The organism is Arthrobacter sp. NPDC058130 (assembly GCF_042884475.1).
GTDB lineage: Bacteria > Actinomycetota > Actinomycetes > Actinomycetales > Micrococcaceae > Arthrobacter.
Map to the genome: position 1 here is coordinate 1 of NZ_JBHVTV010000014.1, position 15678 is coordinate 15678.

Annotated in this window: 15 protein-coding genes; 11 read left to right on the forward strand and 4 right to left on the reverse strand. The window is 68.3% G+C overall.

Features of this window, described 5'->3' with window-relative positions; all coding sequences use genetic code 11:
- The 6 genes from ACFVTM_RS19225 to bcp (ACFVTM_RS19250) all read left to right on the forward strand — a co-directional run.
- A partial coding sequence (locus ACFVTM_RS19225; RefSeq protein ID WP_390205531.1) for a 2-hydroxy-3-oxopropionate reductase occupies nt 1-843 on the forward strand: 843 nt, incomplete at its 5' end.
- Between the two features lie 123 nt (nt 844-966).
- Nucleotides 967-2757 carry a glyoxylate carboligase gene (gene gcl, locus ACFVTM_RS19230; protein ID WP_390205532.1) on the forward strand — a complete coding sequence of 597 codons (1791 nt, stop codon included), beginning with the start codon at nt 967-969 and terminating at the stop codon, nt 2755-2757.
- A gap of 1 nt (nt 2758) precedes the next feature.
- The gene (locus tag ACFVTM_RS19235) at nt 2759-3955 is read left to right on the forward strand and encodes a glycerate kinase (RefSeq protein ID WP_390205534.1); all 1197 of its coding nucleotides are present in this window, start codon (nt 2759-2761) and stop codon (nt 3953-3955) included.
- Complete coding sequence (allB, locus tag ACFVTM_RS19240) at nt 3948-5291, forward strand: allantoinase AllB (RefSeq protein ID WP_390205535.1); 1344 nt, start codon at nt 3948-3950, stop codon at nt 5289-5291. The genes ACFVTM_RS19235 and allB overlap by 8 nt, the downstream gene beginning before the upstream one ends.
- Before the next feature lie 11 nt (nt 5292-5302).
- Nucleotides 5303-5995: a winged helix-turn-helix domain-containing protein gene (locus ACFVTM_RS19245; RefSeq protein ID WP_390205536.1), complete on the forward strand. Its 693-nt coding sequence runs from the start codon at nt 5303-5305 to the stop codon at nt 5993-5995.
- Nucleotides 5996-6050: 55 nt separating this feature from the next.
- Nucleotides 6051-6542 carry a thioredoxin-dependent thiol peroxidase gene (bcp, locus tag ACFVTM_RS19250; RefSeq protein WP_390205538.1) on the forward strand — a complete coding sequence of 164 codons (492 nt, stop codon included), beginning with the start codon at nt 6051-6053 and terminating at the stop codon, nt 6540-6542.
- Between the two features lie 160 nt (nt 6543-6702).
- Here the strand turns inward: bcp (ACFVTM_RS19250) and ACFVTM_RS19255 are convergent, their stop codons facing one another.
- Nucleotides 6703-7701, reverse strand: a complete 999-nt coding sequence (locus tag ACFVTM_RS19255) for a serine hydrolase (RefSeq protein ID WP_390205539.1) — start codon at nt 7699-7701, stop codon at nt 6703-6705.
- A 174-nt stretch (nt 7702-7875) separates the two neighbouring features.
- On the opposite strand from ACFVTM_RS19255, the gene bcp (ACFVTM_RS19260) reads away from it, so the two are divergent.
- The gene (gene bcp / locus ACFVTM_RS19260) at nt 7876-8355 is read left to right on the forward strand and encodes a thioredoxin-dependent thiol peroxidase (protein ID WP_390205540.1); all 480 of its coding nucleotides are present in this window, start codon (nt 7876-7878) and stop codon (nt 8353-8355) included.
- Between the two features lie 177 nt (nt 8356-8532).
- On the forward strand, nt 8533-9483 hold the full coding sequence (locus tag ACFVTM_RS19265; RefSeq protein WP_390205541.1) for a hypothetical protein: 951 nt from the start codon (nt 8533-8535) through the stop codon (nt 9481-9483).
- A gap of 114 nt (nt 9484-9597) precedes the next feature.
- On the opposite strand, the gene ACFVTM_RS19270 is transcribed toward ACFVTM_RS19265, so the two are convergent.
- The gene (locus ACFVTM_RS19270; RefSeq protein WP_390205542.1) at nt 9598-10446 is read right to left on the reverse strand and encodes a class I SAM-dependent methyltransferase; all 849 of its coding nucleotides are present in this window, start codon (nt 10444-10446) and stop codon (nt 9598-9600) included.
- Nucleotides 10447-10551: 105 nt separating this feature from the next.
- On the opposite strand from ACFVTM_RS19270, the gene ACFVTM_RS19275 reads away from it, so the two are divergent.
- The 3 genes from ACFVTM_RS19275 (at nt 10552) to purM (ending at nt 13885) form a co-directional block, all read left to right on the forward strand.
- Nucleotides 10552-10911, forward strand: a complete 360-nt coding sequence (locus tag ACFVTM_RS19275; RefSeq protein ID WP_390205543.1) for a hypothetical protein — start codon at nt 10552-10554, stop codon at nt 10909-10911.
- A 122-nt stretch (nt 10912-11033) separates the two neighbouring features.
- The gene (gene purF, locus ACFVTM_RS19280) at nt 11034-12719 is read left to right on the forward strand and encodes an amidophosphoribosyltransferase (protein ID WP_390205544.1); all 1686 of its coding nucleotides are present in this window, start codon (nt 11034-11036) and stop codon (nt 12717-12719) included.
- On the forward strand, nt 12716-13885 hold the full coding sequence (gene purM, locus ACFVTM_RS19285; RefSeq protein ID WP_390205546.1) for a phosphoribosylformylglycinamidine cyclo-ligase: 1170 nt from the start codon (nt 12716-12718) through the stop codon (nt 13883-13885). Before purF ends, purM begins: the two co-directional genes overlap by 4 nt.
- A gap of 83 nt (nt 13886-13968) precedes the next feature.
- Here the strand turns inward: purM and ACFVTM_RS19290 are convergent, their stop codons facing one another.
- Together ACFVTM_RS19290 and ACFVTM_RS19295 are read right to left on the reverse strand one after the other, a co-directional pair.
- A complete protein-coding gene (locus tag ACFVTM_RS19290; protein ID WP_390205548.1) occupies nt 13969-14751 on the reverse strand; it encodes an amino acid ABC transporter ATP-binding protein in 783 nt (260 codons plus the stop codon).
- Nucleotides 14748-15674 carry an amino acid ABC transporter permease gene (locus tag ACFVTM_RS19295; protein ID WP_390205550.1) on the reverse strand — a complete coding sequence of 309 codons (927 nt, stop codon included), beginning with the start codon at nt 15672-15674 and terminating at the stop codon, nt 14748-14750. The genes ACFVTM_RS19290 and ACFVTM_RS19295 overlap by 4 nt, the downstream gene beginning before the upstream one ends.
- Between the last annotated feature and the right edge of the window lie 4 nt (nt 15675-15678).

Below are 15678 nucleotides of genomic sequence, written 5' to 3' on the forward strand. Positions count from 1 at the left end.
GGCCTGCCCATGGCCATCAACCTCGTCAAGGCCGGCCACACGGTCACGGGCTTCAACCGCAGCCAGGACAAGATCGACAAGCTCGTCTCCGAAGGTGGCCGCGGCGCCGGCAGCATCGCTGAGGCCGTCAAGGACGCCGACGTCGTCATCACCATGGTTCCGGACTCCCCCGACGTCGAAGCCGTGGTCAGCGGCGCGGACGGCGTCTTCGCCAATACCCGCAAGGGCACGCTGTGGGTCGATGCCTCCAGCATCCGCCCCGATGTCGCCAAGCGCCTCGCCGACGACGCCCGGGCCGCCGGGATCCGTCCCCTCGATGCCCCGGTCTCCGGCGGCGAACAGGGCGCCATCGACGCCGTGCTCTCCATCATGGTGGGCGGCGACGCCGCCGACTTCGAGGCCGCCCAGGATGTCCTGAACGCCGTCGGCAAGACCATCGTCCACGTGGGGCCCTCCGGCTCCGGCCAGACCGTCAAGGCAGCCAACCAGCTGATCGTGGCCGTCAACATTGAAGTCCTCGGCGAGGCGATCGCCTTCCTCGAGGCTTACGGCGTGGACACGGACGCCGCCCTGAAGGTCCTCGGCGGCGGCCTGGCCGGCTCCAAGGTCCTGGACCAGAAGGGCCAGAAGATGCTGGACCGCAACTTCGACCCCGGCTTCCGCCTGGCCCTGCACCACAAGGACCTCGGCATCGTCACCGCCGCTGCCCGCGAGGCCAACGTCGCCGTCCCCCTCGGCGCCGTCGTCGCGCAGCTCGTCGCCGCCACCGTCAACCAGGGCGACGGCGGACTGGACCACTCCGGACTCTTCAAGCAGGTCCTCCAGCTCAGCGGCCGCAAGTAACCAGGCCGCAAGACATCCCCGGCGACAGGCCGGACAACAAGCAAAAACCGGGCAACCGCCGTCGTACATCAACGACGGCGGCTCCCCCACCACACCCAAAAACAGACTTTCAAGGAGCACACCATGACGAAGATGCGCACTGTAGACGCAGCCGTCGCCATCCTGGAGAAGGAGGGCGCCACCGAGGCGTTCGGCCTGCCGGGCGCCGCAATCAACCCGTTCTACTCGGCCATGAGGGCCCACGGCGGCATCCGCCACACCCTGGCCCGCCACGTTGAAGGCGCCAGCCACATGGCTGACGGCTACAGCCGGGCCAAGGACGGCAACATCGGCATCTGCATCGGCACCTCCGGCCCCGCCGGCACGGACATGATCACCGGCCTGTACGCGGCATGGGCAGATTCCATCCCGATGCTCTGCATCACCGGCCAGGCCCCCGTTGCCAAGCTGCACAAAGAGGACTTCCAGGCCGTGGACATCGAGTCCATCGCCAAGCCCGTCACCAAGATGGCCATGACCATCCTGGAGCCGGGCCAGGTTCCCGGCGCCTTCCAGAAGGCGTTCCAGCTGATGCGCTCCGGCCGCCCCGGCCCCGTACTGCTGGACCTGCCGATCGACGTGCAGATGGCCGAAATCGAATTCGACATCGACACCTACGAGCCCCTGCCCGTGGAGAAGCCCAAGGCCAGCCGGAAGCAGCTGGAAAAGGCCCTGGACATGCTCACCGCCGGCGAGCGCCCGCTGATCGTGGCCGGCGGCGGCATCATCAACGCCGGCGCCTCCGGCCAGCTCGTGGAACTGGCCGAACTGCTGAACATCCCCGTGATCCCCACGCTGATGGGCTGGGGCGCCATCCCGGATGACCACACCCTGATGGCCGGGATGGTGGGCCTGCAGACCAGCCACCGCTACGGCAACGAGAACTTCCTGCGCAGCGACGCCGTGATCGGCATCGGTAACCGCTGGGCCAACCGCCACACCGGCGGCCTGGACACCTACACGGCCGGCCGCACGTTCGTGCACATCGACATCGAACCCACCCAGATCGGCCGGGTGTTCTCCCCGGACTTCGGCATCGCCTCCGACGCCGGCGCCGCCCTGGACGGCCTGCTGGAACTGGCCCGGGAACGCCGCGCCGCCGGCTCGCTGCCGGACTACACCGCCTGGGTTGACGAATGTTCCGGGCGCAAGGCCACACTGCACCGCAAGACCCACTTCGACAACGTGCCGATCAAGCCGCAGCGCGTGTACGAGGAAATGAACCGTTCATTTGGACGCGACACCACCTACGTGTCCACCATCGGACTGTCGCAGATCGCCGGCGCCCAGATGCTGCATGTGTTCGGCCCGCGCAAGTGGATCAACGCCGGACAGGCCGGCCCGCTGGGCTGGACCGCCCCCGCCGCGCTCGGCGTGGTCCGCGGCAAGCCGGATGAGACCGTGGTTGCCCTGTCCGGTGACTACGACTTCCAGTTCATGATCGAGGAACTGGCCGTGGGCGCACAGTTCAACCTGCCGTACATCCACGTGGTGGTCAACAACTCCTACCTCGGCCTGATCCGCCAGTCCCAGCGCGGCTTCAACATGGAACAGAACGTGTCCCTGGCGTTCGAGAACATCAACTCCACTGAGCTCTCGGCGACCGCCAGCGGCTACGGCGTGGACCACATCAAGGTGGCCGAGGGCCTGGGCTGCAAGGCCATCCGGGTGGAAACCCCGGAGGACCTGCCTGCCGCGTTCGACAAGGCCAAGGCACTCATGGGCGAGTTCAAGGTTCCCGTCGTGCTGGAAGTGATCCTGGAAAAGATCACCAACATCTCCATGGGCACCGAGATCAACGCCGTCAACGAGTTCGAGGCCCTGGCCGAGACCGCCGAGGACGCCCCCACCGCCATCCTGGCCCTGCAGGCCTGAGATGCGCGTCGTCATAGCGCCGGACAAGTTCAAGGGCTCGCTCTCGGCCCCGGACGTTGCCCGGCACCTGGAAGCGGGGCTGCAGCGGGCGTGCGGCGGCAACCTGGAGGTAGTGCGGATTCCCGTGGCCGACGGCGGCGAGGGCACCCTCGATGCCGCCGTCGGCTCCGGCTTCACCCGCCGCAGCGCAACCGTCAGCGGCCCCACCGGCGCGCCGCTCCGGGCAGAATTCGCGGTCCGCGGACGCGAGGCCGTCATTGAGATGGCCGCCGCGTCCGGACTCGCCGTCCTGCCGGACGGCATCAAGGACGCCAAAGGCGCCACCAGCCTGGGCACCGGGGAACTGATCCGGGCAGCGCTCGACGCCGGGTGCCGGCAGATCATCCTGGGCGTCGGCGGCAGCGCCAACACCGACGGCGGCGCCGGGGTCCTGCAGGGACTCGGCGCCAAGTTCCTCGACGCCGACGGCAACGAGCTGCCTCCCGGCGGCGCGGCCCTGGCCAGGCTGGACTGGATCGACTTCTCCGGCTTCGATGCCCGCCTGGACGGCGCACGCTTCGTGCTCGCCAGCGACGTGGACAACCCGCTGCTCGGAGCCCAGGGCGCCGCGGCAATCTTCGGCCCGCAGAAGGGCGCCACGCCGGAGGACGTCGGTGTCCTCGACGCCGCCCTGGCCCACTTTGTGGACGTGCTCTCGGCCGAAATCGGGCCCCGCGCACGCAAGGCCGCCGAGGCCCCGGGCGCCGGGGCGGCCGGCGGGGCGGGCTACGCCGCGATCGCGGTACTGGCCGCAACCCGCCGTCCGGGCATCGACGTCGTCCTTGAATTCACCGGGCTGGCGGAGCGGCTGGCCGGCGCTGACCTGGTGATCACCGGCGAAGGCAGCCTCGACGAGCAGAGCCTGCTGGGGAAGACCCCGGTGGGCGTTGCCCGGGCGGCCCGCCGCGCCGGGGTCCCGGCGGTTGCGGTCTGCGGGCGGTCCGTCCTGACCCCGGAGCAGACCAGCAGTTCCGGATTCCTCGCCGTCCACGCTTTGACGGAGCTGGAAAGCAATGTAGACACATGTATAGCCGAGGCCGCTGCGCTCCTGGAGCGCCTCGGACGGCAACTTGGCGAGCAATTGACCAACGTGGCGTACTCCGCGCAGGGCGCCCGCGCCCTGGACAGTGCTCCGGGAAAGGAGACCCTCAGTGTCTGAAGAAACCTATGACCTCGTCTTCCGCGGCCGGCGGGTGCTGACCACAGCCGGCATTGCCGCGCGGGAAGTCGGCATCCGCGGCGGGGTGATTGTCGCGATCGAGCCGTTGGGCAACGGCCTTTCCGGCCGTGAAGTGATCGAGCTCGCCGACGACGAAACCCTCCTGCCGGGCCTCGTGGACACCCACGTGCACGTCAACGAGCCCGGCCGCACCGAGTGGGAGGGCTTCGCGTCCGCCACCCGGGCGGCCGCGGCCGGCGGCGTCACAACCATCATCGACATGCCGCTGAACTCCATCCCGCCCACCACCACGGTGGAGGGCCTCAAACTCAAGCGGGAGGTGGCCGAGGACCAGGCGTTCGTGGACGTCGGCTTCTGGGGCGGAGCCGTCCCGGGCAACAAAAACGAACTGCGGCCGCTGCACGACGAGGGCGTCTTCGGCTTCAAATGCTTCCTGCTGCACTCCGGCGTGGACGAGTTCCCGCACCTGGAAGCGGACGAGATGGAAGAGGACATGGCCGAGCTGAAGTCCTTCGACTCGCTCATGATCGTCCACGCCGAGGACTCCCACGCGATCGACCACGCTCCCCACCCGGGCGGCGACCACTACTCCACGTTCCTGGCCTCCCGCCCCCGCGGCGCCGAGAACAAGGCCGTCGCCGAGGTCATCGAACGAGCCCGCTGGACCGGCGCCCGCGCCCACATCCTGCACTTGTCCTCCTCCGACGCGCTGCCCATGATCGCCAGCGCCAAGCGCGACGGCGTCCACCTCACCGTGGAAACGTGCCCGCACTACCTGACGCTGACGGCCGAGGAAATCCCGGACGGCGCCACGGCCTACAAGTGCTGCCCGCCCATCCGCGAGGCCTCCAACCGCGAACTGCTGTGGGCCGGCCTGCAGGACGGCACCATCGACTGCATCGTCTCGGACCACTCCCCCTCCACGCTGGACCTGAAGGACCTGGAAAACGGTGACTTCGCCGTGGCCTGGGGCGGCGTCTCCTCGCTGCAGCTGGGCCTGTCGCTGATCTGGACCGAGGCCCGGCACCGCGGCATCGCGCTGGAGCAGGTTCTCTCGTGGATGGCGGCCAAGCCTGCCCAGCTCGCCCGCCTGGGCAACAAGGGCCAGTTGGCGCTGGGGTACGACGCCGACCTCGCCGTCTTTGCCCCGGACGAGGCGTTCGTGGTGGATGTCTCCAAGCTCAAGCACAAGAACCCCATCACCCCGTACGACGGCAAGGCGCTTTCCGGCGTCGTCCGGCAGACCTACCTCCGCGGCACACTGGTCGACGGCCGGACTCCGACCGGCAAGCTGATCCGCCGCGGCGGCGTGTGAGCCAGTCGGCCGTGGCCGGCACCGCACCCGCCGGTCACGGACGGGCCCAGCCCAACGGGCAGGCACGGCAGGGGCAGGCGCGGGCCAACGGACAGGCACGGCCCACCGGACAGGCACGGCAGGCCGGCCTCACCGCGAGGGGACTGGCTGTCTGGGTCACCGTGCCGGACGGCGCCGACCTTGATCCGGCCTGCCTGGCCCGCGCGGCCGAACTCGTGCTCGGCCGCGCCCTCAGATGTGCCCCGGAGGCGGAAGTCCACTTTAGGCCCGCCGCCGGAGCCGCAACGTCCGCCGTCGTCCGGTCCCCCGAAGACGACGGCGGGGCGGGCGCCGGGGCTTGCCCGGCGCCTGGCCCGCCAAGGCACCCTATCCCCGGCAGCATCAGCCGGCTCGCCGTCGACCTCGCGGCCGGGGACGCCAGGCTCGACGGCGAGCGGGTGCCCCTGACGGAGCTGGAATTCACCCTCCTGAGATGCCTCGTGCAGAACTGCTCCCGCACGGTGAGCCGGCAGGAGCTGCAGCAGTGCCTCGACGCGTTTGACACTCCTGGCGCGGCAACCCGGTCCATCGACGTGTACGTCGGCCGGTTGCGCCGCAAACTCAAGGGCTGCCGGCACGCCGTCGTCACCGTCCGCAGTGGCGGCTACCGCTTCATCCCGGGTCCGATGGCAACTGTGCGCGGACCGGCGGAATACAGCATCTGACGCCGTACCAGCCACCAGACCGTACCTGCCATCCAGACCCCACCGAAGGAACCGCATGCAAACTGCACTGACCAACAAGCTGCTCACCAAGCTGCAACCGGGCACACCCGCCCCCGCGTTCACGCTGCCCGACGCCGAAGGCAAGCCGGTTTCGCTGGCCGATTACCGCGGCAAGAACGTCATTGTCTACTTCTACCCGCGCGCCGCCACCCCTGGCTGCACCACCGAGGCCTGCGACTTCCGCGACAGCCTCGCTGCCCTCCAGGGCGCGGGCTTCGAGGTCCTGGGCATCTCCCCCGATCCCTTGGAGGCCCTGGCCGCCTTCGCCGCCGAGCATGCGCTGACCTTCCCACTGCTCTCCGACGAGGACCACGCCGTGGCCCTCGCCTGCGGGGCCTGGGGCGAGAAGCTGGTGGACGGCGAGGTCCGCGAGGGCACGGTCCGGTCCACCGTGGTGGTCGGTCCCGACGGCACGGTGGTCTTGGCGCAGTACCAGGTCAGTCCGCAGGGCCACGTGCGGGCGCTGCGGGACGAGCTCGGCATCTAGGCGCGGCACTCCGGGTCTGCGCGTGTTCGGTTTCCGCCCGTGTTCGTTTCTGCGCCGTTCGTTTCCGCGCCGCGTTCCGATTTCTGCCCGGCTTTCGGACAGGGCGCCGCAGATCCGGGCCGCGGTGGTCCGAATCCGCCGCGGAAATCCGAAAACCCCGCTAGAACAGGGCGCCCGCCACCGCCTGCGTCAGCTGATGAATCACCTCGGTGCGTTCCGGGACGTCGCTCAGGTCCTGGCCCTTGGTGTAGATGACCAGGGCGCAGGCGGTGCCGTCCCGGGTGAGGATGCCGGCGTCGTGCAGTTCATCGTTCAGGAGCCCGTACTTGTGGAAGACGGTGATCCCGTCCGGCACCGCGGCGGGAATGAGCGTTTCGTAATTCGTGTCCTGCATGTAGGACAACAGCTCGGCGGTGTCCGCGGCGTCCAGGAGCGTCCCGGAATAGACCCCCGCCAGGATCCTGGCCATAGCAGCCGGGGTCAGCCTGTTGGTTTCCGGGTCGTAATCCACACCGAGCGACGCCGCGTAGTCGGTCAGTTCCGAGTGGCCCACCGCGTCCATGACGAGCGACCACGAGTCGTTGTCGCTCTGCTGGATCATTTCGCGGAGCTGGAACCTGGCCGTGTAGGCCCCCAACGGGTCATCGACGCTGGCGGCGCCGGTTTCGACCAGGTGGTAGTAGGCTGCGGCGGCCAGGACCTTGGCAGTGCTGGCCGCCACGAAGTCCTCCCGGACCCCGTATTCATGGACTTCCGCGGGGTCCGCTCCGGAGGACACGTCCATCAATGCCACGCCGATCTGGTACTGGCTGTTGGCATCCAGGATGGCCTGGATGCGCGCGTCCAGTGCCGCGTCCGCCGTGCCCGCCGCCTTGTCAGATGCAGGGGCTGATACCTCGGCTGAAGCGTCCGCAGAAGCCTCGACGCCGGGAGCCGCCGGGGCGCCGCCCGCTGCCGGGCTGGCCGCGGACAGGCCTCCGGCCGCCGTCAGGGTCCGTGCCCCGGCGGCCGAAAAGAAGCCGGCCGCCAGCGCGACGGCGAGCACTGCGGCACAGACCGCCCCCATCAGGACCCGCGGCCGGGCTGCTATTCGGCGGGGACTGCGGCCGGCACCGCGCCGGGATCCGAATCGACGCTGCCGTGGTGTGTGCTGTTCCATGATGGCTCCACGCTAGCGGTGGCAGCTATGCCGGAGCTATGAAAAGGCTGTCATAGGCGACCTTCGAATACTGCCCCGGGACCGGTGCTTGGTAGGCTCAGGCGGCGGAATACAGCCTCGGCCAACGATGTTGTGCATCACAGACCCGTTGTCCACTCCCCCCGAAGGATCATCATGAGCGCAAACATGACCGTCAAGCTCCAGCCCGGCACGCCGGCCCCGGACTTCACCCTGCCCGACGCCGAAGGCAAGCCGGTTTCCCTTGCCGACTATCGCGGCAAGAACGTCATTGTGTACTTCTACCCGCAGGCCGCCACCCCCGGCTGCACCACCGAGGCCTGCGACTTCCGCGACAACCTCGCCTCCCTGCAGGGCTCCGGCTACGAAGTCCTGGGCATCTCCCCGGACGCCCCCGAGGCCCTGGCCCACTTCACCGGCGACTTCGCCCTGACCTTCCCGCTCCTGGCCGACGAGGACCACGCCGTGGCCCTCGCCTATGGTGCGTGGGGCGAGAAGCTGATCCAGGGCGAGGTCACGGAGGGCATTGTCCGCTCTACCGTGGTGCTGGACCCCGAGGGCAAGGTGACGCTTGCGCGGTACCAGGTCAAGGCGCAGGGCCACGTCGCGGCGCTGAAGGAAGAGCTGGGCGTCTAGCCGCCCTGGTTTTCGCTGTGGTTTCGGAGCACCGCTGCGGAATGGGACACCTGCTGCGGGGATCCGCGGCGCGCCAGTCCGATGCCCACGCGCCTGCCCGGAACTGCAGCGGAAAAGTTTTCCACTTCCGCTTTGCCGGTCGTTGTCCAGCCGGGCGGCACGGACCACGATCGGGGCATGGAAACACCCCCACTGATTCTCAGCAGCGATCTCGCACAACTCGGCCAAGACGCGCGGGGCCTTGCGCGACAGGCGAAGTCCGGGCAGCTCCGGCGCATCAGGCAGGGCGTCTACGTCCGGGCCCAAGAGTGGGAAGCGCTGACGCCATGGGACAGATATCCAGTCCTCATCCGGGCAGCGGCGTCCACGCTGCGCAGCCGCACTGTCTTCTGCCGCCAATCCTCCGCTGCGCTGTGGGGCATGCCACTGCTGGGCCACCGCCATGTGGTGCATGCATGCACTACCGACGACGGCGGCGGACGCTCGCGCGCAGGAGTCCGGCGGCATTTCGTCGATTTGGACTCGGTGCGAATCGAGGAACGGCACGGACTCCTGGTCACGGACCGTGTCCGGACGGCCTTGGACTTGGCAGCCTTCGAATCGTTCGAGCAAGGCGTCACGGTATTGGACCACGTCCTCCGGCCTCAGCCTGACAACTTGGCACCGCTCAGCCGCGAGGAACTCTACGCAGGCATCGATGGCAACTACACGGGAGCCGCGGCCCGGCGAATCCGGGCCGCCCTGAAGTTCGCGGATCCTGCGTCCGGTTCCCCAGGAGAATCCGTGAGCCGTGCCCTGATGCACCGGCTCCGTTTCCGGCTCCCCCTCCTTCAGATCGAAATCCGCGATGCCCGGGGGTTCGTGGCATTCACAGACTTTGACTGGCCCGATGAGCATCTTTGCGGAGAGTTCGACGGCCTCGCCAAATACCGCAAGCCGGAGTATCTCCAAGGCCGGACGCCAGCAGAGGCCCTCACCGACGAGAAACGCCGGGAGGACAGGATTCGCGCCACGGGCCGACGCGTGATCCGATGGACTTGGTCGGAGCTGTCCAGTCCCGGAACATTTGGCTCATTTCTGGCGGCGGCCGGCGTTCCCCGGCAGCAGCTCCCGTCCTGCCGGCGCTGATCCTGCCCCGCTTCCGGGAAGGCGCCACGGAATCGGACACAGGCCCGGAGGATCCGGGGTGCATCCGTCCAAAAGCCACGCCCCGGTCCGAAAACGCCGCGAAAACCCGCCTAGTTACCCCTTGGTCCCGGCCACCACGGTGGCGGTCGACCGGAGCCGAATCGCGCCGTCGTGCTCATAGCGGCCCAGCAGCGCAAACACGTCCTGGCGGATCAGGGCCCGCGACTGCTCGTCCGCCTTGGCCAGCCCCATCGCCACGGTGGTCGCGATGTCGGTCATGAACTCCCAGTAGCTCTCGGGGGATTCGTGCACCAGCTCGGTGCTGACCTGGCGCTCGGTCACGTCCGCGAGGCCCGCATCCTTGAACATGCGGGTCATGAACCCGGTGGGTGCGCAGCGGAACAGCCCGGGAGTCCCTGCGGGCGGAATGGGCAGTTCGCGGTGCCGGGCAATCGTGCCCAGGATCAGGCTGGCCCACGGGTTTGCGGCGGCGCGCCCCCAGACAACGGCCCCAACGCGGGCGCCCGGCTTGGCGGTGCGCACCATCTCTGCCATAGCCGCGGACATCACGGGAAAGAACATCAAGCCAAAGCAGCAGTACACGGCGTCGAACCTGCTGTCCCCGAAGGGCATAGCGGCAGCGTCGCAAACCTCAAAGTCCACGTTTGTCAGGCCCCGGGCCAAGGCCTTCTCTTCGGCTACGCGGAGCATTCCCGCCGAGATGTCGGTCAGGACCACCCTGCCCTCCGGCACTTGCCCGGCGACATTGAGCCCAGGTTCCCCCGACCCGGCGGCGACATCCAGAACCCAGGAGTTGGAGCGCAGCCGCAACTCCTCGAGCAAAGCTTCCCCGAACGGAGCCTGCCAGCCGAGCAGTTCAGCGTCCCATTTGTGCCAGCCCGCCGAGAACTCGTTCCAGATCATGCGCTGCTGGTCACGAACGCGATCGGCTGAGGCTAACATGGCGGTTCCTTAGCTCGTCTGTACCTAGCCCTCCCCCATCCCCTAGTCTGCTCCGGGAACCGGTCCCCGGCAATGAACGAGTCCGAGGGCAGTAGGCTTAACGGCATGTCTTCCCACGAAACCCCCGGCACCGCAGGCTCCGACCCAGAGCGGGAGTCTGCCCCGGGCGGCGTTCCGGAGCGCCGCGAGGTCACCGTGCGCCGGGCGCCGAAATTTGTGCCCTTCCTGATCCTGGGCGGGCTCGTGGGCGTGGCCGTGGCCGCCATCATCGCCTACGCCCTGCCCGGTGACGCCAGCTACGACCGCGGCTCCGTCTTCGGCTTCTTCATGGTCCTGTGCGCTGCCGGCGGCGTCATCCTGGGTGCCGCGGCGGCCCTGGTGCTGGACCGGCTGAGCGTCCGCCGCGCCGAGCACGCCGTCGTCGAGTCCGCACCTGACGCCGACGACGACGAAAACGGCGCCTGAGCGGCCGCCTGCACTCCGCCTAAGCCCCGCCTAAGGCCCGCCTGAGCTGCACCTGAGCCGGGCGGCAGGTCATAAAACGGCCGCCGGAAAAGTCTTAGCGCACATCGTGAGATAATCGACCAGTGGCACGCGGCGATGGAAAACTTTCTCATGATCTTCTCCCAGGCGAAAAAGGCCCTCAGGACGCATGCGGCGTCTTCGGGGTCTGGGCACCCGGTGAAGAAGTAGCAAAACTTACCTACTACGGGCTGTATGCATTGCAGCACCGCGGTCAGGAGTCGGCTGGCATAGCAACCAGCGACGGCAAGCGGATCAACGTCTACAAGGACATGGGCCTCGTTTCCCAGGTCTTCGACGAGACCACGCTGAACACCCTGACCGGGCACCTGGCCGTCGGCCACTGCCGCTATTCAACTACCGGCGCCAGCCACTGGGCCAACGCCCAGCCCACCCTGGGCGCGACCGCCACGGGCACCGTGGCGCTGGCCCACAACGGCAACCTGACCAACACCGCCGAGCTCAAGGCGATGATCGAGGACCGCAACGGCGGCCAGCTCAGCGGCGAAATGAAGCAGGGCAACACCTCGGACACGGCACTGGTCACGGCGCTCCTGGAGGGCGAAGAGGGCAAGTCCCTCGAAGAGACCGCCATGGAGCTGCTGCCCAAGATCAAGGGCGGCTTCTGCTTCGTCTTCATGGATGAGGGCACCCTCTACGCGGCCCGGGACACCTACGGGATCCGTCCGCTGTGCCTCGGCCGGCTGGAGCGCGGCTGGGTGGTTGCCTCCGAGCAGTCCGCCCTCGCCACCGTCGGCGCCAGCTTCATCCGCGAAATCGAGCCCGGCGAGTTCATCGCGATCGACGAGGACGGCGTCCGCTCCCAGCGCTTCGCCGAGTCGACCCCGGCCGGCTGCGTTTTCGAATACGTGTACCTCGCCCGCCCGGACGCCGCCATCGCGGGCCGTTCGGTGTACGAATCCCGCGTGGAGATGGGCCGCCAGCTGGCCCGCGAAAACACCCAGGAAGCGGACATCGTCATCCCGGTGCCGGAATCGGGCACCCCCGCGGCCGTGGGCTACGCCGAGGAATCCGGCATCCCCTTCGCGCACGGCTTCGTCAAGAATTCCTACGTGGGCCGCACGTTCATCCAGCCTTCGCAGACCCTGCGCCAGCTCGGCATCCGGCTCAAGCTCAATGCCCTGGAATCCGTGATCCGCGGCAAGCGCGTCGTGGTGGTTGACGACTCGATCGTCCGCGGCAACACCCAACGCGCCATCGTGCGGATGCTCCGGGAAGCGGGCGCCGCCAGCGTCCACATCAAGATTTCCTCCCCGCCGGTCAAATGGCCCTGCTTCTACGGCATCGACTTCGCCTCCCGCGCGGAACTGATCGCCAACGGCGCCACCATCGATGAAATCACCCAGGCCATCGGCGCCGACTCGCTCGCCTACATCTCCGAGGACGGCATGATCGAGGCCACCCGGCAGCCGCGCGAACGGCTCTGCACCGCCTGCTTCACCGGCAAGTACCCGATCGAGCTGCCCGGCGCGGACAAGCTCGGCAAGAACCTGCTCGAGCGCACGGACCTCGGCGGCCTGCCGTCCGCCCCCGCGGGTGCCGCTGTCGGCACGGCGCCGGACTCCACTCCGGGCGCAGCGGCCGACCCCGAACCCGGCACCTCGATCTCCGACGACCCGGCCGAGAAGGCCGGCGCCACCGGCTGCGATCCGGGGCCGGACTCCGAATTCGAAGAACTGCTCACCGATGCCGACCGCGTCACCTCAGCCGACAAGAAAGAGCCAGTATGACTTCCGCCTCCCCGGCCGCTGACATGAACGCCGCCCAGAACGCCGGCATCACCTACGCCTCCGCCGGCGTCGACGTCGAAGCGGGAGACCGCGCCGTCGAACTCATGAAGGGCGCCGTCAAGGCGACCCACAACGCCTCGGTGATCGGCGGCGTCGGCGGGTTCGCCGGCCTCTACGACGTCTCCCGGCTGCTCACCTACAAGCGCCCGCTGCTGGCCACGTCCACCGACGGCGTCGGCACCAAGGTGGCCATCGCCCAGGCCATGGACATCCACGACACCATCGGCTACGACCTCGTCGGCATGGTGGTGGACGACATCGTCGTGGTGGGCGCCGAGCCGCTCTACATGACCGACTACATCGCCTGCGGCAAGGTGGTCCCGGAGCGCATCGCGGACATTGTCCGCGGAATCGCGGCCGCCTGCTCGGTTGCCGGCACCGCCCTGGTGGGCGGCGAGACCGCCGAACACCCCGGCCTGCTCGGTGAACACGAGTACGACGTCGCCGGTGCCGCCACCGGCGTGGTCGAGGCCGACGCGCTGCTCGGCCCGGACCGTGTCCGCGCCGGCGACGTGGTCATCGGCATGGCCTCCTCCGGCCTTCACTCCAACGGCTACTCCCTGGTCCGCCGCGTCATCAACCACGCCGGCTGGGCCCTGGACCGCCAGGTCTCCGAACTCGGCCGCACCCTGGGCGAGGAACTCCTCGAGCCCACCCGGGTCTACGCCGCGGACTGCCTGGACCTGGCCCGCACGTTCCCCGTCAACGGCTCCGCGGCCGGCAAGGCAGTCCACGGCTTCAGCCACGTGACCGGCGGCGGCCTCGCCGCGAACCTGGCCCGGGTCCTCCCGCAGGGCCTGCTGGCCACCGTCGACCGCGCCACCTGGGAACTCCCGGCCATCTTCAAGCTGGTTTCCGAGCTCGGCAACGTCCCGCTGGCCGATCTCGAGCGCACCCTGAACCTGGGCGTCGGCATGGTCGCCATCGTGTCGCCGGAAGCGGCCGACGCCGCCGTGACCCGGCTCAACGACCGCGGCCTGCCGTCCTGGATCATGGGCACGGTCGAGCAGAACTCGGATTCCATCGTCAAGACCGGACCGGACTACGTCCAGGGCGCCAAGGGAGTCGACGGCGGCGCCGTTCGGCTGGTCAACGCCTACGCCTAAAGGCCCTTAACCGCATCGAGTGCTCCGAAACCGCCCTTTAGCAGCATCATAAGGGCGGTTGGGGAGCACTCGATGGTTAAGGGCTAGAGCACCGCAGACAGGAAGGCGCGCGTCCGTTCGTGCTGCGGATGGTTGATGACCGCTTCGGCGGGGCCTTCCTCAAGGATCCGGCCGCCGTGCATGAACACCACACGGTCAGCCACGTCCCGGGCGAACCCCATTTCATGGGTGACAACGATCATGGTCATTCCGCTCCGGGCAAGGTCCTGCATGACCCGGAGGACTTCACCGACGAGTTCCGGGTCCAGGGCGGAGGTGGGCTCGTCAAAGAGCATCAGTTTCGGTTCCATGCAGAGCGCCCGGGCGATCGCCACTCGCTGCTGCTGGCCGCCCGAGAGATGGCGCGGGTAGGCCTGGGCCTTCTCCGCCAGTCCCACCTTGTCCAGGAGCCCGAGTGCCCGACGCCGGACCTCGTCCTTGCGCTGTTTGAGCACCCTCAGCGGGGCCTCCATGAGGTTTTCCAGCACAGTCATGTGCGGGAACAGGTTGAAGTGCTGGAAGACCATGCCAATGTCGGTCCGGTCGGCGCAGATCTCGTTGTAGGACTGTTCGTGCAGCTTCTGGCCCTTCAGCCGGTAGCCCACCACGCGGTCCTCCACCCGTAGCAGGCCGCCGTCGATCTTTTCCAGATGGTTCACGCACCGCAGGAAGGTGCTCTTTCCCGATCCGGAGGCGCCGATGATGCAGACCACCTCGCCGCGCCGGATTTCAAGATCGATGCCCTTGAGCACCTCGTTGGGGCCAAAGCTCTTGCGGACGCCCTCGGCCCGCACCAGCGGCCTTGGCTCTGCTACCTCGGTGGTCATGATTGGCTGCCCCTTCCTGAGGCTTGCGGGGAGTGGACCCTGAAGAAACTCCGCAGGCGTTCGGCGGCCGACGGCGGCACGGACCGGGAGGTGCCGCGGGAGAACCGCCGCTCCAGATACCCCTGTCCCACGCTGAACACGGTGGTGAGGATGATGTACCAGATGCTGGCCACGAGCAGCAGTGGCACCACCTGGAGGTTCTTGGAGTAGATGATCTGGGCCGAATAGAGCAGCTCCGGGACGGCGATAACGCTGACCAGCGAAGTCATCTTCAGCATGCCGATGAACTCGTTGCCGGTGGGCGGGATAATCACCCGCATGGCCTGCGGCAGGATCACCCGGAACAGGGTCTGCAGTCGGGACATGCCCAGGGCGCCGGCGGCCTCGCCCTGGCCCTGGTCGATGGACTGGATGCCAGCCCGGACAATCTCCGACATATAGGCCGCCTCGTTGAGGCCCAGGCCCAGGATGGCCGCGGCCAGGGGCGTGATGAGCTGGTTGGCATCGAGGCTGACACCCGGGATGCCAAACGTGATCTCCGGGTACAGCGCCGAGAGATTGAACCAGAACAGCAGCTGGACCAGCACCGGGGTGCCGCGGAAAACCGTCACGTACATGCCGGCCGAGGCCTTGACCACTGGGTTGGCGGAAAGCTGCATCACGGCGAGAATGACGCCCAGTCCGACGCCGGCGGCCATGCAGACGACGGTCAGCATCAGCGTGATGCCAATGCCGTTGACGATCGTCGTGTCCCGGAAGTACAGGGCCACCTTGTCCCAGCCAAAGCGCGGGTTCGTCACGGCCGAAATAAGGACGAGAACGACGGCGGCGGTGACCGCGGCTGCGGCGACCCAGCGCCACGGGTGCCGGGCCGTCACCACGCTGTACTCTCCCCTGGTGCCGGCGGTCTTCGAGAGGCTCATGGTC